The organism is Kutzneria buriramensis (genome assembly GCF_003387475.1).
GTDB lineage: Bacteria > Actinomycetota > Actinomycetes > Mycobacteriales > Pseudonocardiaceae > Kutzneria > Kutzneria buriramensis.
This window is the reverse complement of the sequence record NZ_QUNO01000002.1, coordinates 169188-182577: the sequence shown is the minus strand read 5'-3', so window position 1 is coordinate 182577 and position 13390 is coordinate 169188. Positions and strand designations below refer to the sequence as shown.

11 protein-coding genes are annotated in these 13390 nt (G+C 71.5%); 4 read left to right on the top strand and 7 right to left on the bottom strand.

The window, feature by feature from the left end; genetic code table 11:
• The first annotated feature begins 67 nt into the window (after nucleotides 1-67).
• Together BCF44_RS05745 and BCF44_RS05740 are read left to right on the top strand one after the other, a co-directional pair.
• Complete coding sequence (locus tag BCF44_RS05745; protein ID WP_116173061.1) at nucleotides 68-766, top strand: response regulator; 699 nt, start codon at nucleotides 68-70, stop codon at nucleotides 764-766.
• A gap of 78 nt (nucleotides 767-844) precedes the next feature.
• Nucleotides 845-1528 carry an ANTAR domain-containing protein gene (locus BCF44_RS05740; protein WP_170217356.1) on the top strand — a complete coding sequence of 228 codons (684 nt, stop codon included), beginning with the start codon at nucleotides 845-847 and terminating at the stop codon, nucleotides 1526-1528.
• A gap of 42 nt (nucleotides 1529-1570) precedes the next feature.
• Here the strand turns inward: BCF44_RS05740 and BCF44_RS05735 are convergent, their stop codons facing one another.
• The gene (locus BCF44_RS05735) at nucleotides 1571-1924 is read right to left on the bottom strand and encodes a YybH family protein (RefSeq protein WP_116173059.1); all 354 of its coding nucleotides are present in this window, start codon (nucleotides 1922-1924) and stop codon (nucleotides 1571-1573) included.
• Nucleotides 1925-1994: 70 nt separating this feature from the next.
• On the opposite strand from BCF44_RS05735, the gene BCF44_RS05730 reads away from it, so the two are divergent.
• Nucleotides 1995-2885 carry a LysR family transcriptional regulator gene (locus BCF44_RS05730; RefSeq protein ID WP_116173058.1) on the top strand — a complete coding sequence of 297 codons (891 nt, stop codon included), beginning with the start codon at nucleotides 1995-1997 and terminating at the stop codon, nucleotides 2883-2885.
• On the opposite strand, the gene BCF44_RS05725 is transcribed toward BCF44_RS05730, so the two are convergent.
• Complete coding sequence (locus tag BCF44_RS05725; RefSeq protein WP_116173057.1) at nucleotides 2875-4248, bottom strand: DUF11 domain-containing protein; 1374 nt, start codon at nucleotides 4246-4248, stop codon at nucleotides 2875-2877. The two genes, BCF44_RS05730 and BCF44_RS05725, sit on opposite strands and share 11 nt — an antisense overlap.
• A 200-nt stretch (nucleotides 4249-4448) precedes the next feature.
• Between BCF44_RS05725 and BCF44_RS05720 the strand changes: the two genes are divergently transcribed.
• Nucleotides 4449-5591, top strand: a complete 1143-nt coding sequence (locus BCF44_RS05720; protein ID WP_116173056.1) for an SAM-dependent methyltransferase — start codon at nucleotides 4449-4451, stop codon at nucleotides 5589-5591.
• Nucleotides 5592-5723: 132 nt separating this feature from the next.
• On the opposite strand, the gene BCF44_RS05715 is transcribed toward BCF44_RS05720, so the two are convergent.
• From BCF44_RS05715 to BCF44_RS05690, 5 genes are all read right to left on the bottom strand, one after another.
• Nucleotides 5724-6770, bottom strand: a complete 1047-nt coding sequence (locus BCF44_RS05715) for a cytochrome P450 (protein WP_170217355.1) — start codon at nucleotides 6768-6770, stop codon at nucleotides 5724-5726.
• Complete coding sequence (locus BCF44_RS05710; protein ID WP_116173054.1) at nucleotides 6767-7402, bottom strand: GNAT family N-acetyltransferase; 636 nt, start codon at nucleotides 7400-7402, stop codon at nucleotides 6767-6769. The genes BCF44_RS05715 and BCF44_RS05710 overlap by 4 nt, the downstream gene beginning before the upstream one ends.
• Complete coding sequence (locus BCF44_RS05705) at nucleotides 7399-8091, bottom strand: LuxR C-terminal-related transcriptional regulator (RefSeq protein WP_246014862.1); 693 nt, start codon at nucleotides 8089-8091, stop codon at nucleotides 7399-7401. Before BCF44_RS05705 ends, BCF44_RS05710 begins: the two co-directional genes overlap by 4 nt.
• A 208-nt stretch (nucleotides 8092-8299) precedes the next feature.
• A complete protein-coding gene (locus tag BCF44_RS55320) occupies nucleotides 8300-11119 on the bottom strand; it encodes a helix-turn-helix transcriptional regulator (RefSeq protein WP_170217354.1) in 2820 nt (939 codons plus the stop codon).
• A gap of 5 nt (nucleotides 11120-11124) precedes the next feature.
• A complete protein-coding gene (locus tag BCF44_RS05690; RefSeq protein WP_116173052.1) occupies nucleotides 11125-13383 on the bottom strand; it encodes an AAA family ATPase in 2259 nt (752 codons plus the stop codon).
• Nucleotides 13384-13390: the final 7 nt, after the last annotated feature.

Here is a 13390-nt window from a genome sequence, read left to right as displayed (position 1 = left end):
ACGGTACGCCGCCCGAACAGGGGCCAGCGGGTACGGTTGAACGCCGCGAACGGAAAGGACGACTGACGTGACCCACGTGCTGGTGGTCGAGGACCAGCGGACCCTCGCTGGCGCCCTGGAGATCGCGATCGACGCCCAACCCGACCTGGACTGCGTCGGGGCGGTGGGCACGGTCGAGGACGCGTTGGCGTTGATCGGACACCGGCGGCCGGACGTCGTGCTGATGGACATCGGACTGCCCGGCGTGAACGGCATCGAAGGCACACGGCGAATAAAAGCGGAATATCCTCATGTACGCGTGCTCGTCCTGACCGCCAATCCGGATGCCGTCCTGCTCGTCGAGGCTCTCGCCGCCGGCGCCACCGGTTTTCTGGCCAAGGACAGCGCGCTGCCCGTTATCCTGACGGCCATCCGCACCCCGCTCGACGGCAAGCTCCTGATCGAGAAGACGTCCGGCGCGGCGCTCGCATCGGCCGTCCTCGTTCCCAACCAGACCGGGCTCACCCGTCGGGAACGAGAGGTTCTCGGCTTGATGGGCGAGGGGATGAACACAGGCGCCATCGCGCAGCGGCTCGTCGTGAGCGCGCACACCGCACGGGGCCACGTCAAGAACGTGATGCGCAAGTTGGGTGCGCACACCCAACTCGAGGCGGTTGTCATCGCCACCAGAAACGGACTCCTGTCAACGCCCCCACTGTCGGTTGATCTTGTCGGCGGCGGCGCCGCTTCAGCCCATCTGGGGGGGGAGGCCAGACCAACTGAGTGATGCCTCACCCGGGAATGCTCCGTAGAGTCCCCGTCCGACGGACGTGCGGGGGCGACGACAGAGGACACGATGGATTCCATGGACCGGCGGGCGCGACGGGCATTCGTTGTCCTCGCAGACAATCTTGTCACCGACTGCGCCCCCATCGACTATCTGGGCACTCTCGCCCAAACTGCCGCCGACCTGCTGGAGTCGGCCTGCGCGGTCCTGTTGACCGGTCGGAGAAATGCATTGGGCCTGGTGGCCACCTCCGCCAACTGGCCCGGTCCGATCGAGATGTCAGAACCCTGGACCGATGACAGACCCGGCATGAACGCCTTCCCCAGCGGACCCAGGATGTATTCGCCCGACCTGACCGAGGATGACCACTGGGCGCTGTTCACCTCCGCCGTGCTGACAGCCCGATTCGGCACCGTGCAGGCATTCTCGATGAGGGTGTGGGAACAGACCGTCGGCGTGATGTGCCTGTTGTCCGAACATCCCGGCAACCTTGACGCCGCACTCGCCCAGGCGTTGGCCAACCTGGCCACCATCGGTGTGCTCAGCGAACGGGCCCGCGACAGCGCGGTTGTCATCGACCAGCTGCAACACGCGCTCGGCAGCCGCGTCACGATCGAGCAGGCCAAAGGCATCCTGGCCGAGCGCCTACAGGTGTCCGTGGACGACGCCTTCTCCACGCTGCGCCGTCACGCGCGAAGCAACAACCTCAAGCTCGACGACGTTGCGCGCGCGGTGGTGGCAGGCGACCTGCCCATCATCTGACCAGGCGGCGGTCCATGGCGTGGCGCGGATTGGCGTCGGCCGTCAGGAGTGAATCTCGGGGCGGTCGATGATCCGCACCCACGAGCCGTCGGCCTCGCGGCGCACGATCTGCACCCGGCCGCCGGTGTCGTCGGACGGCTTGGTCGAGGTCAACGCCAGGTCGTCGCCGTAGTACACGGTCGGCAGCGCCTCCTCGACGGTGAACTCGCCGCCGCGGGACACCAACTGCGCCATGAGCTCGCGGATGCCGGCGCGGCCGACGGTCTGCTGGCCGGGCGGGAACGCCAGCACGGCGTCCTCGGCGTACAGCGCGGCGAGGCCGTCCACGTCGCGGGCGTTGGCCCGCTCGACGAACAGGCGGGACAGGTCTTCGGGGGTCTTCGCGAAAGGTGTCATGGCTCAATCCTGCCGAGCGCGCAGCGATAAGTCCAAGAACTAGTTGCGCTCGGAGCTAGAATCTCCAGTTATGGAACTTCGCCAGCTGGAGTACTTCGTCGCGGTCGCCGAGGACGCCAACTTCACCCGCGCCGCGGAACGCCTGCACGTCGCCCAGCCCGGCGTCAGCGCGCAGATCAAGCAGCTCGAGCGCGAACTGGGCCTGCCGCTGCTGGACCGCTCCGGCCGCACGGTGACGCTGACCGAGGCCGGCGCGGCTGTGCTGCCGTTCGCCCGCGCCGCGCTCGGCGCGGTCGCCGGCAGCAGGCAGGTGGTGGACGAGCTGAGCGGGCTGGTACGCGGCCGGGTCGCGATCGGCACGATCACGTCGTGCCCGGCGGTGGCCATCGCGGACATGATCGCCGGCTTCCACCACGAGCACCCGGCCATCGAGATCACGTTGTCGCAGGACAACTCCGACCGTCTGGTCGACGCCGTCCGGGCCGGCGGCCTGGACCTCGCGGTGATCGCGTTGAGCGCGTCGACCAACTACCCCGGCGTGGCGCTGAAGACGTTCGTGGACGAGCCGATCGTCGCCGCCGTCGGCGACGGGGATCCTTTCCAGGGCAAGAAGACCCTGCCGATCGGGGCGTTCCGGGACCGCGACCTGATCAGCATGCCGCCGGGCACCGGCGTCCGGTCCTGTCTGGACGAAGCGTGCGCGCTGGCCGGCTTCGCACCGCGGATCGCCTTCGAGGCCAACGATCCCACCATGCTCATGCAGCTGGCCAGGCGCGGCCTCGGCGTCGCCTTCCTACCGACGTCGATGGCCGCCAGGCCCGGACTGCACCCCATCGCCGTCGCCAGCCCGGCCCTGCGGGGCCAATTGGCGCTGGCGTGGCGTGCGGACGGTCCGATCAGCCCGGCGGCCACCGCGTTGATCGATCACGGCATCGCCGCGCTCGCCTCTCCTAGCAGCTGACCAGGATCGAGGTGAGCGCCGAGCACGTGACGGTGCTGCTGTCGTTGGCGGCGTTGGGATCCGTCGGCGCGCTGGCGGTGCGGGTGACGGTCACCGGCAGCGAGCTGGAGATCGTCAGCAGGCCCACGGTGAGCTTCAGCGACCTGGTCACCGAGGCGCCGTTGGCGATCGGCCCGACCGCGCAGGTGGCGGTGCGGGCGTTCGCGTCGACCGTGCAGCCGGGCGCCGACGGCGAGACGAAGCCGTTGGCGTAGCTGAACTTCACGGTCGCCGAGGTCGCCGGACCGGGGCCCTTGTCGGTGACGGTCGCGTTGAACGTCACCTCGTGCACCAGCAACCCGGACGGGTTGGCGGTCAGCTTCAGCGCCAGGTCGGCGCTGCGGTTGCCGATCGCGACCTCGTACGGCTGGCTGTCGGTCGGGGTCGGGACCGTCGTGCTGACGGTGTTGCTCGCCGTGCTCAGCACGGTGACGCCGTTGCCGAAGTAGTTGCCCACGTACAGGCTCTGGCCGTCCGGGGTCGCGGCGATGCCGCCGAGAACCCGGCTGGGCTGCACCGGAATCGTGGCCGTCACGGCGCCGTTGTTCAGCACCGAGACGGTGCCGTCGGCGTTGGTGACGTACAGGGCTCCGTTGGTGTAGGCGAGTTCCTGCGGGCTGCCGGGCAGCGATGTGACGCCGGTCTGCGCGCCGGTCGCCGTGGCGAACCTCGTGACGGTGTTGTCGAAGATGTCCACCGCCGCCAGCTCGGCGCTGTCCGGCGAGATCGCCAGGGCGCTCGGCCGCGGGGTGGTGATGGCCGACACCACCGAACCGGTGCCGGTGTCGATCTTGTACACGGTGTTGGCGCCGGTGGCCGCCACGAAGACGAACTTGCCGTCCGGCGTGAGCACGGTGACGCCGGCCGCGACGGAACCGAGCTGGATCGTGTTCGTCACGGTGTTGCTGGCCGTGTCGATCACGTCGAGCTGGTTGGTGCCGTCGTTGCTGACGTACGCCTTGCGGCCGTCCGGCGAGACGGCGACGAAGTTCGGCGCGCCCGGCACCGAGATCGTCGCGATCACCGCGCTCGCGGCCGGGTCGATCACCGACACCTGCTGGCTGCCGTGGTCGGTGACGTAGACGCGGCTGCCGTCCGGCGTGACCGCGACGCCGCGCGGGCTCATGCCGACCGGGATGGTCGCGGTGATCGCGTTGGTGGCGGTGTCGATCACGTACACCTGGTTCTGCCGGCTGTCCGTGACGTAGGCGTTGTAGCCACTGGCTGTGGCGGCCGACGCCGGTGCGGCGAGGCCGAGGCCCGCGAGGACCACAGCGGTCCCCGCCACGACGAGTCTTCGGATCCCCTTGCCCGCACCGCTCATAGCGCACTCCCGTCGCCGTCGACGGCCGACGGGAGCCCGCCGGCACACCGGGATTAGCGCGGTTGAGCCTGAAAGGGTTACACCCGAGTGCCCGAAGGTCACGGCCGTTCGGGCGATGCGGCCCTCCCCCACCCCGTCACGTTCGCCGGCCGTCGCGCGATAGGACCTCTACTGCCGCACCCCCGAGCCAGGAGCCGCCGATGCCGAATCCGGGAGTCGCCGGGCAGGTCGTCACGGCGATCGAGACCGTGTACGGCCTGCGTTTCCCGATCGGACTGCGGGCCTGGGACGGCAGCCGCGCCGGCCGGTCCGAGGGGCCGGTGGCCGTGCTGCGCTCGCCGCGCGCCGTGCGGCAATTGCTGCTGCGACCAGGGCGTTCGGGGCTGGTGAAGGCCTATGTCACCGGCCACCTGGACATCGACGGCGACTTCGCCGTCGGACTGCGGCACTGCCGGGAGCTCGTTGCACACGTTCGGAGCAAGGGTAGGCCGTCGGCGAACCACTGGCCGTTGCTTCTGGGACTGCTGGCCCGCACCGGGGTGGGCGGCCGGCGGATGCCGGTGGACGAGACGCGGCCGACGATCGACTTCCCGCCGTCCATACTGGACGACACGCTGGCCCGGTCGTGCGGGTACTGGACGTCCGAGGGCCCCGAGTACCGGCTCTCCGACGCCCAGCACGACAAGCTGGACCTGGTGTGTCGGAAGCTGCGGCTGGCCAAGGGAATGCGGCTGCTCGACGTCGGCTGCGGGTGGGGATCCCTCGTGCTGCACGCCGCCGAGAACTACGGTGTGGCCGCGACCGGTGTGACGGTGTCCCCGGCGCAGTGCGACTTCGTGCGCGCGCAGGCCGCCGAGCGCGGGCTGTCCCACGCCGTCACGGTGCGGCGGCTGGCACCCCGTGACGTCACCGACGGGCCGTTCGACGCGGTGGCGTCGATCGAGACCGGCGAACACGTCAGCGACCACGACTATCCGGCGTACTGCGAGACCCTGCGCCGGCTGCTGCGGCCCGGTGGGCAGTTGCTGATGCAGCAGACGTCCGGCGGCGGGATGTTCACCGGCTCGTACCTGACGCCCGCGATGGCGACCCGGCCGGTGGAACGCACCCTGACGCAGCTGAAGGACGCGGGGCTGGAGATCAAGGACGTCATGTCCATGCGGGAGCACTACGTCCGCACCATCGACGCCTGGCGGCACGCCCTCGACTCCAGCTGGGAGGACGTCGTCACCCGCGTCGGCGCCCCCCGCGCCCGCATCTGGCGCCTCCAGCTCGCGGACAACGCCCTCGCCTTCGCCGACGACAACATGAGCGTCCACCAGATCCTCGCCGTACGCCCCTAACCCCGCGAGTTCGCCCGGAAATCAAGCACAGCCAGACACACCGAATGTAGGTTTCAGGCAGAAACTCGCCGCGGGTCGCAGTTCTGCCTGAAACCTACATTCGGCCTGGTGCTCAGCGCGACTCGCGGGGGTTCAACGCCAGTGGACGGGGAGTTCCACCGGGCGGGGTTCGGCGGAGCCGGGGACGACCGTCACCGACGCGGGGTCGATGGCCAGGCGGACGCCCGGGAAGCGGAAGGCTATGCGGGACAAGGCGACCGTCAGCTGCATGATCGCCAACTGGGAGCCGATGCAGAAGCGGTCGCCGACACCGAAGGAGACATGACGGTTGTCGCCGCGCATGGGACAGAAGCTGTCGGCGTCGGCGAACCGTGCGGGGTCCCGGTTGGCCGGACCGGTCGCCGCCAGCACGACTTCTCCCTTGCCCACCACCACTTTCCCCACCGGCACGTCCTCCAGCGCGCACCGGGAGCGCATCGTCCCGCCCAGCGGCGCGAACCGCAGCAGCTCGTGGATCATCCGACGTTCCGCCGTCTGTGTGGACGGCCAGGACCCGAACCCGGGGCCGGCCGTCAGCAGTGTCAGCGACGCGTTGGCGATGCCGGCGACCAGCGTCTCGTACCCGGTGGCCATCACCGTCGCCGCCAGTGGCGCCGGCGCCGCCGCGGTATCGGTCAACGCTGTCAACAAATTCGGCCCCGGCGACACCAGCCGCGCGAAGTAGTCGATCAGCGAGAACTGGGCCTCCTCCACGACCGCGGCCGGAAACCGGTTCAGCGACAGCACGATCGACGACCACTCGGCGCACCGCGCGCGATCCTCGGCCGGCACCCCGAGCCAGGTCGCCATCGTCCACATCGCCAGCGGCGCGGCGTACGCGCCCACCAGGTCACCCGATGACCCGACAGCCGACAGCAACGAATCCGCCTCGACCACGAGGCGATCCCGCAGCAGCCGGCTCGGGCACCGCCGCATCGCGGCTTGCAGCTCCCGCCGCAGCGCCGTGTGCTCCGGTGGATCGGACGTGAACAGCAGCCCCGGCAGCAACCGCCCGGACCGGGTGACCTCGCCGCCGAGCGGGGCCTTGCCGAAGCGGGGATCCGACAGCACCAGCCGCACGTCCGCGTAGCTGGTCGCCAGCCAGGCCGGGTGACCCGTCGGCGTCAGAACCCGTTTCACGCCACCGACCATCCGTGCCGGCCGAGCCACCGGCACCCGTCGTCCACCGCTGTCCGCGCGTCCACTTCCACCAAGACTACCGGCACGCGGTTGGGTCCCAACAGGAGCGGTTCGGTGAGCACCCGCCCGCCGAAGGCGACCGCCGACGGCACCGTCGCCGCCAGACAGGTCACCACCAGCCGAGCGCCCCGTCCATGCGCCAGCCACCACCGGCACGCCGCATGGACCACCGCCTGCAACACCCCGCACGACCGCAGCTCGGGCACCACCAGCGCCCGTCCCACGACCGCGAAACTCCCGGACCCCAGAACCGACCGCACGCCGCCGAAATCGTCGTGCAGGTCGTCTTCCCCGGACAGCCTCAGCGTGCCGACCGCCCGGTCCCCAGAGGTGCACAGCAGCTGCACCGCGTCCTCGTCGTGGCCGTCCCAGACCGGGACGCCCAGCCCCGTGAGCGTGTCACGGTAGTGCTCGTCACGCATCCGGATCACCTGCTGCCGTCGGGGAAGGCTGTTGGCGATCCGGACGTCCAGCGCCCGCCCGGCGGAGCGATACCTGCCGATCACCGGGTCGAGCCGGTCGAACGCCCGCGTCGCGGCCGCGAACAGGTCGTGGTCGCGAGGGATGATCACTTCACATAGTCCGGCAGCACGCGCGGCGGCCAGGTGGCGACGCTGAGGATGCCGAGCGCGTAGGCCTTGGACACCAGGGCCGGCCGGTTCGGGGCCTTGAGCTTCCGCAGCATCGCGCTCACGTGGTACTCGACGCCCTGCCGGCTCAGGTAGAGCTGCGAGGCCATCTGCACGGTGGAGACGCCGGCGGCGACCCCCTCGAGGATGCGGGCGTCCACGTCGGTCAGGACCTTGCTCTGGTCGACCACGACGCGGCCGGACTTGGCCGGGTTGCTCGGGGTGATCAGGATCAGGATGGTGGCGGCGACCCGGTTGTTGGCGCGCACCGCGACCGCGGTCAGGTTGCCGGCGACGACGGTGCCGTCGGGACGCATGGCCACCACGTGCTCGGTGAAGCGACCGCGCTTGCCCTCGGTCAGCTTGGCGAACTGGCGGCGCAGGCCGGCGCGCACGCCGGGGTGCAGCAGATCGGTGAACTCGCGGCCGGTCACCTCCGGCGCGGACCGGTCGAGCAGGTGGAACAGATCGGCGTTCGCCTCCAGCACCCGATACGCGGGATCGAGGGCGGCGATGCAAACTCCGGACCGCTCGAAAAGCGATCGGAAAAGGTCGTCGGACTGGTCGGCAACCATTCGCCGGTCGGCGAGTTCGGTGACCACGCTCAGTGGCCGACTGTAGGACTCGGACACGAGGACCCCCGGTGCGTTGGCGTTGTTGACAAGGCGGATAACTCGTTTCGAAGTTGCCAGACGATCGTATGAAGGCCTTGTCGTGCCCGTCTACGTTGTGGGGACTAGTGGGCACTAACACTGTGGTCGGAGAACTCTGTTGGTTCGGTGGGGTGGCAGGGGTGCGGTAGGTGCGGTTCGGTCCCTGCCACCCGGTCTGACAACGATGTCAGCCCGCCTCCGCGCGCATCGCCGCCACCAGCCCGGCGCGGCCGGCGACGGCCAGCTTGCGGTAGGAGTTGGTCAGGTGCTTCTCCACCGCACGGGAGGAAACTCCCAGCTCATCGGCTATTTCGCCGTTGGTGCGGCCGGCCGCGGCGAGCGTCGCCACCTTGCGCTCGGTCTTGGTCAGATCGGTCCGCGCGACCCCCGTACGGCTGGGTGTAGTGGTCCGTACGGGTAGCCAGGGGGTGGACGCGACGGCCCCTGCGTGTCTCACGTACACGTCGCCCTCCGCGCCACCCACCACGTCGCCCAGGGCGGCCTGCGCCCGGGCCAACTCGAGCAGGTGCGAGCTGTTCTCCAGGGTCGCCACGGCGTCGCGGAGCAGCTGCACGCCCTTGGGGCCCTCGGTGATGCTGCCCCACACCCGCAGCGACCGCCCCACGGCCGTGGCCGAGCCCCATTCCCGCGCCAGCTCGTGCTCGGCGCGGACGAGCTCGACCGCCTCGGCCTGCTCACCGAGCTGGTGGTGCAGGCCCGCGGCCCAGCTCCGCCACGGCACCAGCGCCGGGTTGCGCCAGCCGTTGCGGTCGGCGCGCCGGCCCAGGTCGTACAGGTGGTTCAGGGCCGGTCCGAGCCGCCCCTCACGGGCGGCCAGCCAGGCCCGGAGCATGTGCAACGGCCACAGGCTGGGCAGCAGCTCGCCCTGCTCGGTGCACTTGGCCAGCAGCCGCTCGGCCAGCTCCGCGGAGTCGGTCTCGATGGCCACCATGGCCAGCGCCTTGGTCGGCGACGCGACCGTGCGCAGCCAGTCCGCGTCGGCCAGCTCCAGGCCCTCGGTGGCCGCGGCGCGGGCCTGCGACCGCAGGCGGGCGCGCATGAGGATCACCGACTGGTGGGTGGTGATGATCGCCTGCGGCACGATCGCGTTCTGCCGCTTGGCCCGGCTCAGGGCCAGCTCCAGCCACGGTCCGGCGACGTCGTCGCAGTCGGCGGCCAGCAGCGTGGTGACGACCAGCGGCACGGCGGCGTGCGCGTGGCTGGCCACCGCCGGCTCGTGCTCGACGATGCGCCGGGCCAGCGGAGCCGCCTCGGCCGCCGACAGGCCGGTGTTCAGGGTCGCCGCGTGCAGCAGGACGGCGGCCAGCTCGCGCTCGCCGCGGGTCTCCAGCGGCGGGTGTTCGCCCAGCTCACGCAGCCTGTCGACGGCCATGGCCAGCCGCGCCGGGTTGTCCCACTGGGTGCACCGCAGCCGCGCCTCCAGCGACAGCGCCAGCTCGCGGTCGGTGCCGGTGAGCTGGTCGGGGTCGCCGAGCTCGGCCGCGACCTGCGCGATCACGTCCAGCACGGGCGAGGAGGCGACCCCCAGCAAAGGCGGCGCGATACGCGCGACGGCCATCGCCCGTTCACGCATGGAACTGAGCAGGGGAACGGCTTGCGAAATATGTCTGACGGCGGCCGCCGGATCGAACCAGCATTCCGCGGTCGCCAGATCCACGAGCAACATGGCGCGGTCGGGTCCGTCGGATGAACAATCCAGCAAAGCGCGCCGCAAATAGCGAGTGGCCACCTCGGGAGCGCCGCGTGACAACGCGGTGTCGGCGGCCGCTCGGAGTACCGAAATAGTCCAGTCGTCCTGGTCGGCGCTGATCACCAGCAGGTGCGCCGCCACCTGCTCGGCGGGATAGCCGCCGGCGTGCAGCAACTCGGCCGCCCGCCGGTGCAGCCGCTCCGCGTCGTCGGCGCGCATCAGCTGCTCCACGGCGTCCTGCACGGCCAGGTGCAGGAACTTCGGCACGGGCAGGGTCCAGGCCAGCAGCCCCATCCGGTCCAGCACCCGGGCCGCCTCGGTGCAGCCGATGGGATCCAGCTCGCACAGCTGCCCCAGCAGTTCCGCGTCGGCCTGCTCGCCGAGCACCGCCATGGACTTCACGAACGACTGGATGCCCTGCGGCTGGCTGGACAGGCACGAGGTGAGCCGCTCGCGCAGCTGCGAGGGCAGCAGCGAGCGGGCGATCGGGGCGTCGGCGGCGATCGGACGGTAGCCGGAGACGGCCATGCCCAGCAGCACCGACATCAGGAACATCGGGTTGCCGTCGGAGACCTCGTGGCAGGCCTGGACGAACTCCTCCTCGCCGGGCTCGCCGAACTCCTCGGCGACCATCAGCCGGGTGCTGGCCAGCGACAGCGGCCCGGGCCGCAGGGTGCGGCGGGCGCCGTCGGTGACGGCCCGCACCAGCGGCCGCTCGGACAGCGGGTCGCCCTCCCGAACCGTGACGACGACGGTGGCGCGCACTCCGCCCAGCCGCTTGGCCAGATACCCCAGCCAGCGCAGCGACGGCTGGTCGGCCCACTGGAGGTCGTCCACCACGACCAGCACCGGACGTTCCATGCTCATCGCGGTCAGCAGCATGAGCAGGCCGTGCAGCACGGTGTGCCGGACGCCGCCGTCGGGGCGGCCGTCGTCCCAGCGCAGGTGCTCCCACTCCTGGGTCTCGTCCGGGCCGGCGAAGTCGTCGAACACCAGCCGCGACGGCTCGGCCGGGCCGGACAGCCACCCGTCACGCTGCCGCGCGGGCACCGCGGCGAGCACCGGCTCCAGCAGCTGGCGCACCAGGCCGAACGCGAAGTCCTGTTCCAGCAAGGCCCCGTTGGCGCGCAGCACCCGCGCGCCCTGTAAGCCGGCGAGACTGGGCAGGCCACCGAGCAGCGCGGTCTTTCCGATGCCGAGCGGACCGGTGATCACCATCAGCGAGCCGTGGCCGTCGGCGGCCGCCTGCAACGCCTCGGCGACGAGCCCGAACTCGGTCTCCCGTTCGCACAGCACGGTGGTCAGTCCCTCCTCAGCTGCTCGACGCGGGCGATCACGCTGGGCGCGCCCCACGTCTTGGCCAGCCGGTGCTCGGCCGCCAACAGATTCTCCGCCTGCTCGGACCGCCCGAGCGCGCGTAACGCGATCACCGCTGGCGCCCGCCAAGAGATCAGCGCCGGGTTGTCGGCCTGCTTGGCCTGGAGCTGACGGCCGCACTCGAGCATCATGCCGGCGGCCTGCTCGTGATCGCCGGCGGCGAGCCGGAGCTGCCCGTGCGCGTACAGCAGGTGCGGCCAGGTCATGCCGTCGGGAAGGCCCGTCGGGGCCGGGTGGCTGCGCGCGATCCGTTGCGCCGTATCGAATTCGCCACGCCCGAGGGCCATCAGCACCTGGGCGGCGACCAGGCTCGGCGACACCCGCGGGTGCCAGCGCTCCAGCGGCAGCAGCTCCAGCGACGTGGCCAGGGCGCGTTCGGCGGCGTCCAGGTCGAAGCGGCGCGCGGCCAGATCCGAGGCGCAGCTCCAGGCATACGCGGCGAGCACCCGGTCGGCGGGCAACCGCAGGTCGCCGAGCAGTGCTCGCAGCGCGGCGGCGGCCTCGTCGAGCTCGTCGGCGACGGCCAGCGCCCAGGCCGCGCAGGTCCGCGCCCCGGCCGGCCCGTCGATGGCGATCGCCTTGCGCGCCAGCGTCTTGCACCGCTCGATGTCCCGCCCGGCCATGGCCAGGTGCCAGGCGGCGACGCCGGCCTGCACCGGATCCTCCGGCCACTCGGCCAGTTCCGGCGGGCCGTCGAGGCTGATCGGCATGGCGGCGTCGTCCTCGGCCAGCCAGTGCACCGCCACCAGCCGGTCCGCCGACTCGCCGTCGGCCCGGCGGCTGCGGTACGCCTCGGAGGTCAGCCGCCGCACCAGCATGCCGGCGCCGCGGCAGAACAGCAGGTCGGCGGCGCGCACCCGCAGCGGTCCGATCTCCGGACCGCTGTCGGCGACAACAACCTGGCCGAGGTGGCGGTCGGCCGCCTCCGGGCTCTCCAGCAGCTCGATCTCGCCCAGCTCCACCAGCACCTTGGCGTGGGCCAGCGGGTCCGCGGTCTCCCGGGTGGCCCGGGACAGCAGCCTCGTGGCGGAAGTGGCATCGCCGGCCAGGTTGTGCCAGGCGGCGGCGCGGCGCAGCACGTCCACCACCCACGGCTCGCCGATCGCCTTGGTGCCCAACAGGATCGTCGCCACGCCGGTGTCCTCGGCGGCACTGAGGTGGCCGAGCCGGGCGGCGTGTGCGTGCATCGATTCCCGTTGCGCCACCGGCATTCCGGCCAGCAGGCGGTCCGGCGACACCCAGGCGGCCAGCCGCGGCCGGACACCGGTGGTGATCAGGCCGGCGTTGTGCAGCACCGACCGGGCCCGTGGCGCGGACCAGGACTGGAGGCCGGCGACCGTGCAGACCAGGTCGAAGTCCAGCACGCCGGCGCAGATCGCGATGGCCCGCAGCAGCAGCACGAGCTCGGCCGGCAGGCCGTCGATGGTGCGGGACACCATGTCGCTGGCGGCCTCGGCGATCGCCTCCCGCAGCTGGGGAATCGAGCGGTCGGCCGGTAGAACCCGTTGCGCGGACAGCCTTCCCAGCACGGCCCGCAGCACGGCCGGGTTGCCCCGCGTGCCCTCCGCGGCGATGCTGGCGAACTCCTCCCCCACGCCGTCGGGGAATTCGCGGTCCAGCACCGCCCGCACCGCAGCCGGTTCCAGCGGCGCCAGGCGCAGCTGATGGGTCGCGGTGACGTCGACATCGCTGCCGGTACGTGAGGTCAGCAAGAGGATCAGGCGCGTGCCGGTCATCCGGCGCGCCACGCCTTGCAGCCAGCGCAACGACTCCGCGTCCACCCACTGCGCGTCGTCCACGATCGCGAGCAGCGGCCGCTGCCGGGCGGCCGACAGGAACTCCCGGATCAGCTGGCCCAGCGCGGACGGCCCGGCCCCGCTGCGCAATGCCGTCCACTGTGGACTGTCGGCCGGCAGCAAGGGGGCCATCAGCTGCGCCACCACACCGAGCGGCGTCTCCACCTCGCTGGACGCCCCGGTGGCGTGCACGACGCGAATGCCCGCCTCTGACGCCACAGCGTCCGCGCAGGCGGTCAACGCCGTGCGGCCGATGCCGGGCGGGCCCTCCACGGCCACCACCGCGGACCGGCCTTCGGCGGCCCCGGCCAGCACCGCCCGCAACAGGGCCACCTCGACCTGACGGTCGGCGAGGGTGTCCGCGAAAGCAGGGGCACGCGGCGCCATGGTCGCC